Source organism: Aquicoccus sp. SU-CL01552 (assembly GCF_040365005.1).
Lineage (GTDB): Bacteria > Pseudomonadota > Alphaproteobacteria > Rhodobacterales > Rhodobacteraceae > Antarcticimicrobium.
The window spans coordinates 100207-112613 of record NZ_BAABWV010000003.1 but is presented as its reverse complement, the minus strand read 5'-3'; the positions used below and the strand labels follow the sequence as shown (position 1 = coordinate 112613).

The window sequence follows — 12407 nt, the reverse complement described above, 5'->3', positions numbered from 1 at the left end:
CCGGAAAATTCGAATTTTCCGGGCAAATTTCTTCGAAGAAATTTGCGGCCTAGGGCTGTCGCCCGGCCGCCCTGATCTCCCGTTCCAGCGCGTCCAGAAAACGGGAGCGATCTGCCTTTGTAAAGCCGCGGCCGCTGCCGCCGGCGCCCAGCGGGTTGGCGGCGCGCAGGTCTGCCATCAGATCGCGCATCGCCAGTTGCTGGCCGATGTTGGCCTTGGTGAAGGCCTCGCCGTTGTGGCGCAGCACGCGGGCGCCGGCCTCGACGCATTTCGCCGCCAGCGGGATATCCCCGGTCACCACCACGTCGCCCGGCCCGCAGCGCTCGGCGATCCACTTGTCGGCCTCGTCCGCGCCCTCGGCGACGATCACGGTTTCCACCAGCGGGTTGGGCGAGGGGCGCAGCCCCCCGTTGGACACCACGTACATCCGCAACCCGTGCCGGGTGGCGACGCGCTCGGCCTCGGCTTTCACCGGGCAGGCATCGGCATCGATATAGAGCGCGCCCATCGTCTCAGCGCCAGAGCGCGTCGGCGTGAAAGGCGACGTGATCCTCCATGAAGGAGGAGACGAAGAAATAGCTGTGGTCATAGCCCTTCTGCATGCGGAAACTGGCCGGTTGGCGCCGCTCGGCGATGGCCTGGGCCAGGGCCTCGGGTTTCAGCAGGTCGAGGAACTGGTCGCTCGCGCCCTGGTCGATCAGGACCGGCCCGTCGAAGCCGCCCGCGCGCATCATCAGGGTGGCGTCGTGGCGCGCCCAGGCTGCCTCGTCCTCGCCGAGATAGGCGGCAAGCTGCTTGCGGCCCCAGTCGCTGGCGGTCGGGTTGGCGATCGGCGCGAAGGCCGAGACCGAGCGGTAGCGCCCCGGCAGGTTCATCGCCAACGTCAGCGCGCCGTGCCCGCCCATGGAGTGCCCGGTGATCGCCTGCCGCTCCGGGTCGATGGCGAAACCGGCGTCGATCACCCGGGGCAGTTCCTCGGCGATGTAATCCCACATGCGAAAATGCGGTGCCCAGGGGGCCTGGGTCGCGTTGACGTAGAACCCGGCCCCCTGGCCCAGGTCATAGGCCTCATCATCGGCCACGCCGGCGCCGCGCGGGCTGGTGTCGGGAAACACCAGCGCGATGCCATGCTCGGCCGCCCAGGCCTGGGCGCCGGCCTTGGTCATGGCGTTTTCATGGGTGCAGGTCAGCCCCGAGAGGTACCACAGGACCGGGACCGGTCCGTCCTCTGCCCCTTCCGGCAGGAACAAGCCGAAGGTCATATCGCATTGGCAGACATCCGAGGCGTGCCTGTACACGCCTTGCACGCCGCCGAAGGCGGCATTTTCAGACAGGGTTTCCATGATCGTGCACTCCCGTTGCGGTTTGTGACTGGCTACCGGCTCGGCGCGGCAGGGTAAAGGGCGGGCGCCTCCGGCGGGAGTATTTGGAAAAGAGAAGAAGGGGCGGTCAGGGCGCCGAGACCCAGGCGATCACCATCGGCACGGTCAGGATGCTGGCCACGGTCGAGAACAGGATCGCCGCCGAGGCCCGGTGCGGCGCCACCCCGTAATGCTGCGCCAGCATGTAGACATTGCCGGCCACCGGCAGGGCCGCCGCGGCGATCACGACGCTGGCCGAGAACCGGTCGATCGGGAACAGAACCAGCACCGCCAGCGCCACGAAGGCCGGGTGCAGCACCAGTTTCGACGCCGACAGCCAGCCGGCGACCTGTACCCGCTCGGCGGATTTGCCGGCCAGCGAGGCGCCGATGGCAAACAGCGCGCCGGGGGTGGCAGCGCCGCCGAGAATGGTCAGGAACTGGTTCATCGGGTCCGGCACCGGCAGCGACAGCGCCGACCACGTCATGCCGAGCACGATCGACACGATCATCGGATTGCGCAGCAGTCCGAGCCCCATCAGCCGCAGCGTCGAGAGTTTGAGCCGCCCGTCGCGCCCGCCGTTGATCAGCATCACGATCAGCGAGGAGAACACCACCAGGTCGGTCGTCAGCACCAGCATCACCGGCCCGATTGCCGCCTCGCCGAACAGCAGCGATAGCATCGGCAGGCCGAGGAAGCCCACGTTCCCGATCACTGCGCATTGCGCCTCGATCGAGGCGGTGGGCACGTCGAGCCCGCGCAGGAAGGCGACCGCCGTGGCGATGCCATAGACAACGGCGGTTCCGCAAAGATAGCCCAGAACGAGCCTGCCGTTGAATACCTCGGACAGGGGCAGGTTCGCCGCGAAGCGGAAGATCATCGCCGACAGCGCGAAGAAGAATACGAACTTGGTCAGATAGGCGGTCGCCTCTTCGCTGAAGAACCGGCTGCGCCCGGCCCAGTAGCCAAGGCCGATGATGGCGAAAAAGGGCAGGGTTCTGAGGAAGATGTCGATCATGGCCTATCGGTAGCGGCTGGCGCGGGGGGCCGCAAGCCGGCTAGCCGCTGCCGATGATGATGCCCGCCGCCAGCACCAGCGCGCCGCCGAAGACGACCTGGAACGCCGCGCGCAGGAACGGGGTGTCCATGTATTTCTTCTGAATCCAGGCGATCGCCCAAAGCTCGAAGAACACGATGACCCAGGCGATCGAGGTCGCGGTCCAGAAATGCGGGATCAGGTAGGGCAGCGCGTGGCCCAGCCCGCCGAGGGTGGTCATCACCCCCGAGGACAGCCCGCGCTTGAACGGCGAGCCGCGCCCGGAAAGCTGCCCGTCATCCGAGGCCGCCTCGGTAAAGCCCATCGAGATGCCCGCCCCGACCGAGGCCGCAAGCCCGACGAGAAAGGTGGTCATCGTGTCCTGGGTGGCAAAGGCGGTGGCAAAGATCGGCGCCAGCGTCGAAACCGATCCGTCCATCAGCCCGGCCAGCCCCGGCTGCACCCAGGTCAGAACGAACTGGCGGTGAGAGGCGAGGTCTTCGTCGTGGCGGCTTGCCTCGTCCAGATGTTCGTCGGCAAGGTTTTCGGCCAGCGATTCATGCTTGGCCTCGGCGGCAGCCAGATCGCCTAGCAGTGCGCGGGTCGAGGCATCGGTGCAATTGGCGGCGGCATTCACGTAAAAGCGTTCGGCCTGCCGCTCCATCGCGACGGCTTCTTCGCGGATTCGTTCGATCCCGAGGTTTTCCACCAGCCAGACAGGGCGGCGATTGTAATAGCCGGCCACATGTTCGCGCCGGATCAGCGGGATGGTCTCGCCGAACCGTTCGGCATGGGCGGCGATCAGCCGTCTGCGGTGTTCGTCCTCTTCCTCGGCCATCCCGTCGAACATCCTGGCGGTGGCCGGGAATTCCCCGCGCAGCCGTTCGGCATAACCGCGATAGATCCGCGCGTCGTCCTCTTCCGACGAGATCGCCAGGGCGAGGATTTCCTGTTCGGTCAGGTCGCGGAACCGCTTGCGCGCGAAAAACTGCATGATCGGGCCTCTTTTTTAGACTTGTTCCAAGTATTCTGGTGCGACGATGTCTGCAAGCTCCTCAATTTGAGGATTTGCTGTAACTGAACCGATCAGTTTATAGTAGAGTTTGGGGAGGCCATCGGAGGGGTGCATGGGAGAAATGTCGGAAATCGTCAGGACCGGTCGCAAGTTCGATCAGGTTCTGGAGGGCGCGCGCAAGGTATTCATGGCCGACGGGTTCGAGGGGGCCAGCGTCGATGACATCGCCCGGGTCGCCGGGGTCTCGAAGGCCACGCTTTACAGTTATTTCCCGGACAAGCGCCTGTTGTTCATGGAGGTGGCCGGGACCGAATGCGGGGTGATGGCGGATCAGATGCTGGCGCGGATCGACGATACCCGCCCCGCGCGCGAGGTTCTGACCGCCGCCGCCCGCCATGTCATCCGGTTCACGCTGTCGCGGTTGGCCCAGCAGGTGTTCCGCCTCAGCGTCGCCGAGCGAGAGCGTTTTCCGGAACTGGGGCGGGCTTATTACGCCGGCGGCCCGGTGCGGGTGCGTGAACGGATCGGCGCTTACCTGTCCTGCGCGGCGGCACGCGGCGAGCTGGCCATCGACGATATCCCGATGGCCGCAGAGCAGTTTTCCGAACTGTGCAAGGTCAAGCTCTGGCCGCGCGCGGTGTTCGGCATCCAGTCCAAGTTCTCGGAGCAGGAGATCGACGAGGTGGTGCAACAGGCCGTCGACATGTTCCTGGCCCGCTACGGCGCCTGACGGGACGGCGGGCCGTGGTCAGTCGACCCGCCGCACGAACAACTGGTTGCCGTCGCCGACCTTGGTCTCGAAGCGCTTGAGTTCCTTGACCAGGTCGCTCAGCTTTTTCTTGCCATAGCTGCGGGTATCGAAATCGGGGTTGGCGGCGGTGATGAACTGGCCGATCTGGCCCAGGGAATACCACTCGTCCTCCTGGTCGATGGCATCCATGGCGCGGATCACCAGCTTGGCCGGATCCTCCAGCTCGGCAGGGGCCTCGCTGATTTCCACCGGTTTCGTCGGGGCCTTGGCCTTGGGTTTCTGCGGCTCCTGCATCAGGTTCTCGACGTAGATGAACCGTTTGCAGGCCTTGACGAAGGCCGCCGGCGTCTTGCGCATGCCCATGCCATAGACGTCCAGCCCCTGTTCGCGGATTCGGCTGGCCAGCCGGGTGAAATCGCTGTCCGACGAGATCAGCACGAAACCGTCGAACCGGCCCGAGTGCAGGATGTCCATCGCGTCGATCACCAGGGCGATGTCGCTGGCGTTCTTGCCGGTGGTATTGGCGAATTGCTGATGCGGGATGATCGCCAGTGCCGCGATCTTGTCCTTGGACCAGCCCTGCGGCGCGCCGCCGGAGAAATCGCCGTAGATGCGCCGGATGCTGGCCTCTCCGAAGGAGGCGATCTCCTCGAAGATGGCCTCGGCGTATTTAGCCGAGATGTTGTCGGCGTCGATCAGCACCGCGAGCAGCGGTGTATTCGGTTTTTCAGCCATAGGCGAAACTCCCCAATTCGGGATTGAAATTGTACGATCCGGCGCGCTGGTGCAATGGCTCAGAGCGGGCGGAACATCACCAGCGCGTCGACATAGCCCTGCGACGGGTGACGATAGGCACCGGGCAGGCGACCGACGATGTCGAACCCGGCACGTTGCCAGATGTCGATGGCCCGGGTGTTGGTCGAGATCACGAAATTGTACTGCATGGCGCGGAACCCGGCCTCGCGTGCGCGGTCGAACGAGTCGGCCAGCATGGTCCGCGCGATCCCCTTGCCCTGCGCCGCGCGCGCGGTGACATAGCCGCAGTTGCAGACATGATCGCCCCCGCCCATGGCGTTGGGCTTCAGGTAATAGGTGCCCAACGGTGCGCCCTCGGCCTCGGCCAGCAGGACGGTGTTGGCGGGCGCGAACCAATAGGCCAGCGCCGCCGCACGCGTCATGTCGCGCGGCAGCGCATAGGTGTCGCCGCCCCGGATCACCGGCTCCAGCATCTCCCAGATCGCGTCGTCATCGGCCCGCGTGGCGGGCCGGATGGTCATGTCGTTCATTGCTCGTCTTCCCGCAATCGGTCGGTGCGATCCCGCCTCAGTATTCCACCACCGCGCGGATCGACTTGCCCTCGTGCATGAGGTCAAAGCCCTTGTTGATCTCGTCGAGGCTCAGCTTGTGGGTGATCATCGGGTCGATCTCGATCTTGCCATCCATGTACCAGTCGACGAACTTCGGCACGTCGGTGCGCCCCTTGGCGCCGCCGAATGCGGTGCCTTTCCAGACCCGGCCGGTGACCAGCTGGAACGGACGGGTGGAGATCTCGGCCCCCGAGGGTGCCACGCCGATCACCACCGACACGCCCCAGCCGCGGTGCGAGCATTCCAGCGCGTCGCGCATCACCTGCACGTTGCCGGTGGCATCGAACGAGTAATCGACGCCGCCGATCTGGTCTTTCTCGGTCTTGGTCAGCTCGACGATCTCCTGCACCACCGGGCGCTGCGCCTTCATCGGGTTGATGAAATGGGTCATGCCGAATTTCTTCGCCATCACCGCCTTGTCGTCGTTCAGGTCGACCCCGATGATCATGTCGCAGCCGGCCATGCGCAGGCCCTGGATCACGTTGAGCCCGATGCCGCCAAGGCCGAAGACCGCCGCCGTCGAGCCGATCTCGACCCCGGCTGTATTGATCACCGCGCCGATGCCGGTGGTGACGCCGCAGCCGATGTAGCAGATCTTGTCGAACGGCGCGTCCTCGCGCACCTTGGCCAGCGCGATCTCGGGCATCACCGTGTGATTGGCGAAGGTCGAGCAGCCCATGTAGTGATAGATCGGCGTGCCATCCAGCATCGAGAACCGGGTGGTGCCATCGGGCATCAGCCCCTGGCCCTGGGTGTTGCGGATCGCGGTGCACAGGTTGGTCTTGCCCGAGAGGCAGGACGCGCATTCGCGGCATTCCGGCGTGTAAAGCGGGATCACGTGATCGCCGGGCTTGAGCGTGGTGACACCCTCGCCCACCTCGAGCACGACGCCGGCGCCCTCGTGGCCGAGGATGGCGGGAAAGATCCCCTCGGGGTCGGCGCCGGAGCGGGTGAACTCATCGGTGTGGCAGATGCCGGTCGCCTTGATCTCCACCAGGACCTCGCCCGCCTTCGGGCCGTCCAGGTTCACTTCCATGATTTCAAGCGGTTTTCCGGCCTCGAGGGCCACGGCGGCACGGGTGCGCATGATCAGATACCTCCTAAGGATTCGCCCGGAACCTGCGGCAAAGCCGGGCCGGTTTCAATGCTCATTCAACGCGATGGCCCTGCTATCTGCGCTGACGATTTCGACGGTTTCGGCCCGGACAGCGCCAAAGGATGCGGCTCGACTCCCGCAAGGGGAGGATTATATTACGAACAAATGAAGAACATTTGTGGTGTCCGCCCAGATCATGCCGAAACGCCGACTTCTCTCGCTGTGGTTTCCCCGCCTTGCCGCCGAGCGGGCGCTGCGCCTGGCGCGCGGGGTGTTGGAGGGGCCGCTGGCGGTGGTCGAGGAGCGCGCCAACATGCAGGTTGTCGCGGCGCTGGACGCAGCGGGCGAGGCGGCCGGGCTGCGGGTGGGACAGCCGTTGCGCGATGCCCATGCGATCTGCGCTGGGTTGGCGACCCGCCCCCGTGATCCGGCGGGCGAGGCGGCGTTCCTGGCGGCGTTGCGGCGCTGGGCCGGCAAGTTCAGCCCCTGGGTGGCCGAGGAGGCGCCGGACGGGCTGATGCTGGATCTGACCGGCTGCGCGCATCTATTCGGCGGCGAGGCGGCGCTGCTGGCACAGGCCGAGGCCGATTGCGCCGCGATGGGCCTGAGCCTGCGGGCGGGGCTGGCCGATACGCCGGGGGCGGCCCGGGCGCTGGCGCGGTTCGCTGGGCAGGTCGCCGGGTCGGGGCGCTCGGGCGATGCCATCGACCAGGAAGCGCGGGCCACCCGGTCCCGCGCTGGCAAGCGACGGCACTGGACCCGGGGCGGGGTCGCCCCCACCCCGGCGACGACGGCGGGTGCGGCGCCCCGGATCGCGGGGCCGGGCAAGACCTATGGCGCGCTGGCGCCGCTGCCGGTGGCGGCGCTGCGGCTTGATCCCGACACGGTGGCGCAGCTGAACCGGCTGGGGTTGCGGCGGATCGGTGACCTGCTGGGCCAGCCGCGCGCCGGGCTGGCGCGGCGGTTCGGCAAGGGGCTGGTGCATCGGCTTGACCAGGTCATGGGGAGCGCGCCCGAGCCAGTCTCGCCCGCGCGCCCGGAGCGGAGGTTTGCCGTGCGGTTGACCCTGCCCGAGCCGATCGGGCTCAAGGCGGATCTGCTGGCCGGGATCGACCGGATGCTGCCCCGGCTCTGTGCCGGGCTGGAGGCGGCGGGGCAGGGGGCGCGGCAGCTCCGGCTCGAGGCGCACCGCACCGACCGCGCCGCCGAGGCGATCACCGTGGGGTTGGCCCGCCCGGGCCATGACCCGGCGCGCATCCGCCCGCTTCTGGAGCTGAAGCTCGACGTGATCGACGCCGGTTTCGGCATCGACATGCTGCGGCTGGAGGTCACCCAGGCCGAGCCGGTGCATGCCCGCACCGCCGCCGGCCACCTGCAAGCGGGCGAGGCGGTGCGGGCGCGGTTGGAGGGCGGCGCGGCGCTGGACGATCTGCTGGGGCGTCTGGGCGCACGGGTGGGGATGGAGGCGATCACCCGCCGCCACCCGGCCGCCAGCCATATCCCCGAGAAAACCGCGCAGGTGCTGGCCGCCGCCTGGTCCGAACCGGCGGGCACCTGGCCCGCGCCCCCGGCGCCGCGCCCGTTGCTGTTGTGGCCGCCCGAGCCGGTGATAGCCCCCGATATGCCCGAGCTGCCCGCCGGGTTCCGCTGGCGCGGGCGCGACCGGGTGCCGGCCACGGCCGCCGGGCCCGAACGCATCGCGCCGGAGTGGTGGCTGGACGATCCGGCCTGGCGCAGCGGTGTGCGCGATTACTGGGCGGTCACCACGCGGCACGGCGACCGGTTGTGGCTGTTCTATGCCCATGGCGCGGCGCTGTCCTCGGGGTGGTTCTGCCACGGGCGGTTCGCCTGAGCTTTCGCAGGGCACGGGGCGGCGAAAGGCTTGATTTAGTGGAAAGACCGCGTACCTTGTTTCCATGAACATGCAGACGCCCAGCGGGTATCCCCACGGCTCCGCCCCGGCCCAGGTCGCCTTTGACCGCCGGGAACTCTCTGTCATCCTGTCGCTATACGGGCGCATGGTCGCTGCCGGCGAATGGCGCGACTATGGCATTTCCTGCCTGCGGGACATGGCGGTGTTCTCGGTGTTTCGCCGCACCGCCGAACATCCGCTCTACCGGATCGAAAAGCGTCCCAGGCTGCGCGGCCGGCAGGGGCAATACGCGGTGGTCGGCATGGACGGGCAGATCCTCAAGCGCGGCCATGACCTGAAAACCGTGCTGCGGGTGCTGGAGCGAAAGTTGATCCGCGTGGTGGAATAGGCCGTGGAACAGGCGGGCGTTACAGCCGCTTGTGCGCCGTCACCGGCCCGTCACCCTGTTCCGCGATCCGCGCGATGGTCTCGGTGATCCCCTCGTGGGCCACCGCCATGTGATGGGCGTTGGCGTGGATCAGGGTTTCACCATCCACAACCAGCGCCACATGCCCGACCCAGAACAACAGATCGCCCCGTTGCGGCGCGGTCCCCTCGGGCAGGGATTGGCCCAGCTCCTGCTCCTGCTGGTCGCTGTCGCCGGGGCAGGGGATGCCGCAGGCGAGGCAGGCCGCCTGCACCAGCCCGGAACAGTCGATGCCGAAGGCAGAGTTTCCGCCCCAGAGGTACGGCGTGCCAAGGAACAACTCGGCGACCGCCACCGGGTCGGCCTCGGGTTGATCGACCGGCGCCAAGTGCGCCGAGGGCAACCAAAGCGGGCGCGGGCCGTCTTCGCCCAGGGTGGCGATCCGGGTCCATGCGCCCTGCGTTCCGGTCGCGGTGACCCGTGCCCCCTGCGACAGCCAGAGCACCTCGTCCCGCGTCTTCAACTCCGGCAGGGCCTTGGCATAGCTGTGGCGGGCGTGCACGCGATGGGTCGGGGCGGGTGCATCGGGCCAGAGCGCGGCGGCCTCGACCCAGCCCACATGACCGTCGCGCGCGGCAAAGCCAAAGGCCATCGGTCCGCGCCAGTCAAGCGCGGTGAACCCTTCGCCGAAGACCAGTTCGCGGTCGCGCGCGCCGCCCTCGGCGCTGGCAAAGATGGTTGCGCGCGGGACGGCGGCCAGGCAGGGGGTGCCGGCGGTGAAGCGCGCGGCCTCGACCTGTCCGCGCAGGCTGTCATGGGCGACGCGCCCGTTGAAGCGGAGGCGGCGACGGTCGGTCACAGCTTCAGCATCGCGGGCAGGGCCTCGAGCAACGCGCGCGCGCCCTGTCCGAATCCACCCTTGGTCCGGCCCGGTGCCGCCGCCGCACTCCAGGCGTAGATGTCGAAATGGACATAGCGCGAGGCTTCCACGAACCGGCGCAGGAACAGCGCGGCGGTGATCGCCCCGGCCATGCCGCCGCCGGGGGCATTGTCCAGGTCGGCGATGCCCGGCTCGATATCCAGCTCGTAGGGGGCATGGAAGGGCAACCGCCAGACCGGGTCGGCGGCCTTGGCCGCTGCCTCGGCCAGTGCCCCGGCCACCTGTTCGTCATCGGTGAAGAAGGGCGCGATATCGCCCCCGACAGCCACCCGCGCCGCGCCGGTCAGTGTCGCCATCGACACGATCAGGTTGGGGTTGTCCTCGTCCGCCAGCGCCAGCGCATCGGCCAGCACCAGCCGCCCCTCGGCATCGGTGTTGTTGATCTCGACCGTCAACCCCTTGCGCGAGGTCAGGATATCGCCGGGCCGAAACGCATTGCCGGCGACCGCGTTCTCGACTGCCGGGATCAGCACCCGAAGCTGAACCGGCAGATCCAGCGCCATGATCATCCGGGCCAGCCCCAGCACCGTGGCCGCGCCGCCCATGTCCTTTTTCATCAGGGCCATGCTGCGCGGCGGCTTGATGTCCAGCCCGCCGGTGTCGAAACACACGCCCTTGCCCACCAGCGTGAGCTTGGGGCCGGTCTTGCCCCAGTGCATGTCGATCAGCCGGGGGGCGCGGTCCGAGGCGCGGCCGACCGTGTGGATCATGGGAAAGTTCCGCTTCAGCAGGTCGTCGCCCTGCACGGTGTCGAGGGTCGCGCCATGGGCCTTGGCCAGGTCACGGGCGGCCGCCTCCAGTTCGGCGGGCCCCATGTCCGAGGCGGGGGTGTTGATCAAATCGCGGATCAGCCATTCCGAGGCCGCCATCGCCTCGATCCGGGTTGCGTCTACCCCTTCCGGGGCGACCAGCGCGCGCGCGGTGCCGCCTTGGCCGCGGTAACGGTCGAAGCCATAGCCATCAATCAGCCAGCCGAACGCCTCGGTCGCGAGCGCGGTGCCCTCGAGGCCCGAGGCGATGCGGTAGGTGCCTGCCGGCAGGGCCTGCGCCGCGGCGGCCAGCATGAAGCGGCGTCGCGCCCGTTGAGCGGCGTCGCCATAGCCCGCCAGCGCCATGACCGGGGCGCCATCGGCGCCGGGCACCACCAGCGCCTGGGCGCGCGCGCCGGTAAACCCGTTGACCTCGACCCAGCGCCGCACGGTGTCGTCCTGGGTCTTCAACCAGCTCTCAAGCGCGGTCTGGTCGATAACATGCAGGGGGACGGCGGGGCTGTCGGGCGCGGCAAAGGTGGGGGTCATTCGGTATCTCGCGTTATGGTCGGGATTGGGGCACCCTAGCCGCCCCGTCGGCGGCTGCAAGCCCCGTCAGACCATCATGCGCTGCATCTGCCGAACCGCGCGCAACGAACTGTCGCCGACACGTTGCAACCTGAACAGCGTCGCCGTCAGCGCCACCGCGTCCTGCCCCGCCGCCGTCAGGGTCACATGGCGTGCGACCCTGGTGAATTCCGTCATTCCGGCCTGTTCGGCAATCGGGATCAGCGAGCGCGCGCATTTGCACAGCGCAAAGGTGTCACCGACCTCCCACAGCCTGTGACAGCGGGCGATTCGGGCCGAGAGTTCCCGGCTTGCCCGCCCGATCACCCTGTCGGCCCCTGCCGCGCCCAACTGTTGATAGAGCGTGCCCAGACGCACCTGATCAATTTGAACCGTCTCGTCACGTACGAGCGGGAAAACCACCCCCATCGCGCCCTCCAATGCCGTCGCCCACCTGTCCCACGCAGGGAGTCTCGCGGCGACAGGTTTTCAAAAGGTTTCGAAGGACAGCGCAGAATGTCTCGAATTTGCCGTGAATTCGGACTATCTGGAAGCTCGATGTAACCAAGAAAGGGATTGCGCATGCAGTTCGCAAAACCATTGCCGAGCTATCTGGTCCAACGGTATCAGGGATGGAAGGCGACGGCCTATGCGGAGAACCGAAGCTGGTACCGCCGGCTTGCGACCGAGGGGCAGCGCCCCCGCGCCATGGTGATCTCCTGCTGCGACAGCCGGGTGCATGTGACCTCGATCTTCGGTGCCGACCAGGGCGAGTTCTTCATTCACCGCAACATCGCCAATCTGGTGCCGCCCTATGAGCCCGACGGCGATCACCACGGCACCTCGGCGACCATCGAATACGCGGTCACCGTGCTGAAGGTGTCGCACCTGATGGTTCTGGGTCACTCCCAATGCGGCGGGGTGCAGGGCTGCATCGACATGTGCAAGGGCCACGCGCCGGAACTGGAAGAGAAGGAAAGCTTCGTCGGGCGCTGGATGGACATCCTGCGTCCGAAATTCGATCTCGTGGCCGACATCAGCGACGAGGGCGAGCAGGCCCGCGCCTTCGAGCGGCAGTCGGTGCTGGCCTCGCTTGCCAATCTGATGACCTTCCCCTTCGTGTCCGAGGCGGTCGACAATGGCGCGCTAAGCCTGCACGGGCTGTGGACCGATATCGGCGAGGGCGGACTGGAGTACTACGACCCCAAGTCCGGCAACTTCGTAAAGGTCTGAGCCGGTACGCCCG

Annotated in this window: 14 protein-coding genes; 4 read left to right on the top strand and 10 right to left on the bottom strand. The window is 67.5% G+C overall.

Going from position 1 to position 12407, the window contains the following annotated elements:
* Positions 1–49: 49 nt before the first annotated feature.
* From ABWV23_RS04845 to mbfA, 4 genes are all read right to left on the bottom strand, one after another.
* Positions 50–508, bottom strand: coding sequence for a YaiI/YqxD family protein (locus tag ABWV23_RS04845; protein ID WP_353345511.1), 459 nt, complete (start codon positions 506–508; stop codon positions 50–52).
* Positions 509–512: 4 nt separating this feature from the next.
* Positions 513–1343 (bottom strand): S-formylglutathione hydrolase, encoded by an 831-nt coding sequence (gene fghA, locus ABWV23_RS04840; protein ID WP_353345509.1) that lies wholly within the window; start codon positions 1341–1343, stop codon positions 513–515.
* A gap of 106 nt (positions 1344–1449) precedes the next feature.
* The gene (locus ABWV23_RS04835) at positions 1450–2379 is read right to left on the bottom strand and encodes an AEC family transporter (RefSeq protein ID WP_353345507.1); all 930 of its coding nucleotides are present in this window, start codon (positions 2377–2379) and stop codon (positions 1450–1452) included.
* A gap of 40 nt (positions 2380–2419) precedes the next feature.
* Positions 2420–3391 (bottom strand): iron exporter MbfA, encoded by a 972-nt coding sequence (gene mbfA / locus ABWV23_RS04830; protein ID WP_353345505.1) that lies wholly within the window; start codon positions 3389–3391, stop codon positions 2420–2422.
* 133 nt (positions 3392–3524) lie between these two features.
* Here mbfA and ABWV23_RS04825 point away from each other — a divergent pair, with 133 nt between their 5' ends.
* A complete protein-coding gene (locus ABWV23_RS04825) occupies positions 3525–4142 on the top strand; it encodes a TetR/AcrR family transcriptional regulator (protein ID WP_353345503.1) in 618 nt (205 codons plus the stop codon).
* 18 nt (positions 4143–4160) lie between these two features.
* Here ABWV23_RS04825 and ABWV23_RS04820 read toward each other — a convergent pair whose 3' ends face one another.
* From ABWV23_RS04820 to ABWV23_RS04810, 3 genes are read right to left on the bottom strand one after another with little or no spacing between them, the layout of a single operon-like run.
* A complete protein-coding gene (locus tag ABWV23_RS04820; protein WP_353345501.1) occupies positions 4161–4898 on the bottom strand; it encodes an NYN domain-containing protein in 738 nt (245 codons plus the stop codon).
* 59 nt (positions 4899–4957) lie between these two features.
* Positions 4958–5449, bottom strand: a complete 492-nt coding sequence (locus ABWV23_RS04815) for a GNAT family N-acetyltransferase (RefSeq protein WP_353345499.1) — start codon at positions 5447–5449, stop codon at positions 4958–4960.
* A gap of 37 nt (positions 5450–5486) precedes the next feature.
* On the bottom strand, positions 5487–6617 hold the full coding sequence (locus ABWV23_RS04810; RefSeq protein ID WP_353345497.1) for an S-(hydroxymethyl)glutathione dehydrogenase/class III alcohol dehydrogenase: 1131 nt from the start codon (positions 6615–6617) through the stop codon (positions 5487–5489).
* 205 nt (positions 6618–6822) lie between these two features.
* Between ABWV23_RS04810 and ABWV23_RS04805 the strand changes: the two genes are divergently transcribed.
* A complete protein-coding gene (locus ABWV23_RS04805) occupies positions 6823–8478 on the top strand; it encodes a Y-family DNA polymerase (protein ID WP_353345822.1) in 1656 nt (551 codons plus the stop codon).
* Between the two features lie 64 nt (positions 8479–8542).
* Positions 8543–8887, top strand: a complete 345-nt coding sequence (locus tag ABWV23_RS04800; protein WP_353345495.1) for a DUF2794 domain-containing protein — start codon at positions 8543–8545, stop codon at positions 8885–8887.
* Between the two features lie 19 nt (positions 8888–8906).
* Here the strand turns inward: ABWV23_RS04800 and ABWV23_RS04795 are convergent, their stop codons facing one another.
* The 3 genes from ABWV23_RS04795 to ABWV23_RS04785 all read right to left on the bottom strand — a co-directional run bounded on the left by ABWV23_RS04795 (position 8907) and on the right by ABWV23_RS04785 (position 11590).
* Positions 8907–9764 carry a C40 family peptidase gene (locus ABWV23_RS04795; RefSeq protein WP_353345493.1) on the bottom strand — a complete coding sequence of 286 codons (858 nt, stop codon included), beginning with the start codon at positions 9762–9764 and terminating at the stop codon, positions 8907–8909.
* Positions 9761–11143, bottom strand: a complete 1383-nt coding sequence (locus ABWV23_RS04790; protein WP_353345491.1) for a leucyl aminopeptidase family protein — start codon at positions 11141–11143, stop codon at positions 9761–9763. Before ABWV23_RS04790 ends, ABWV23_RS04795 begins: the two co-directional genes overlap by 4 nt.
* A 66-nt stretch (positions 11144–11209) precedes the next feature.
* The gene (locus ABWV23_RS04785; protein WP_353345489.1) at positions 11210–11590 is read right to left on the bottom strand and encodes a hypothetical protein; all 381 of its coding nucleotides are present in this window, start codon (positions 11588–11590) and stop codon (positions 11210–11212) included.
* 153 nt (positions 11591–11743) lie between these two features.
* Here ABWV23_RS04785 and ABWV23_RS04780 point away from each other — a divergent pair, with 153 nt between their 5' ends.
* On the top strand, positions 11744–12394 hold the full coding sequence (locus tag ABWV23_RS04780) for a carbonic anhydrase (protein ID WP_353345487.1): 651 nt from the start codon (positions 11744–11746) through the stop codon (positions 12392–12394).
* The last annotated feature ends 13 nt before the right edge of the window (positions 12395–12407 follow it).

Excerpts from the sequence above, each read along its gene's own strand:
- ABWV23_RS04845 (WP_353345511.1), bottom strand. The coding sequence starts at position 508 with ATGGGCGCGCTCTATATCGATGCCGATGCCTGCCCGGTGAAAGCCGAG.
- fghA (WP_353345509.1), bottom strand. The coding sequence starts at position 1,343 with ATGGAAACCCTGTCTGAAAATGCCGCCTTCGGCGGCGTGCAAGGCGTG.
- ABWV23_RS04835 (WP_353345507.1), bottom strand. The coding sequence starts at position 2,379 with ATGATCGACATCTTCCTCAGAACCCTGCCCTTTTTCGCCATCATCGGC.
- mbfA (WP_353345505.1), bottom strand. The coding sequence starts at position 3,391 with ATGCAGTTTTTCGCGCGCAAGCGGTTCCGCGACCTGACCGAACAGGAA.
- ABWV23_RS04825 (WP_353345503.1), top strand. The coding sequence starts at position 3,525 with ATGGGAGAAATGTCGGAAATCGTCAGGACCGGTCGCAAGTTCGATCAG.
- ABWV23_RS04820 (WP_353345501.1), bottom strand. The coding sequence starts at position 4,898 with ATGGCTGAAAAACCGAATACACCGCTGCTCGCGGTGCTGATCGACGCC.
- ABWV23_RS04815 (WP_353345499.1), bottom strand. The coding sequence starts at position 5,449 with ATGAACGACATGACCATCCGGCCCGCCACGCGGGCCGATGACGACGCG.
- ABWV23_RS04810 (WP_353345497.1), bottom strand. The coding sequence starts at position 6,617 with ATGCGCACCCGTGCCGCCGTGGCCCTCGAGGCCGGAAAACCGCTTGAA.
- ABWV23_RS04805 (WP_353345822.1), top strand. The coding sequence starts at position 6,823 with ATGCCGAAACGCCGACTTCTCTCGCTGTGGTTTCCCCGCCTTGCCGCC.
- ABWV23_RS04800 (WP_353345495.1), top strand. The coding sequence starts at position 8,543 with ATGAACATGCAGACGCCCAGCGGGTATCCCCACGGCTCCGCCCCGGCC.
- ABWV23_RS04790 (WP_353345491.1), bottom strand. The coding sequence starts at position 11,143 with ATGACCCCCACCTTTGCCGCGCCCGACAGCCCCGCCGTCCCCCTGCAT.
- ABWV23_RS04785 (WP_353345489.1), bottom strand. The coding sequence starts at position 11,590 with ATGGGGGTGGTTTTCCCGCTCGTACGTGACGAGACGGTTCAAATTGAT.
- ABWV23_RS04780 (WP_353345487.1), top strand. The coding sequence starts at position 11,744 with ATGCAGTTCGCAAAACCATTGCCGAGCTATCTGGTCCAACGGTATCAG.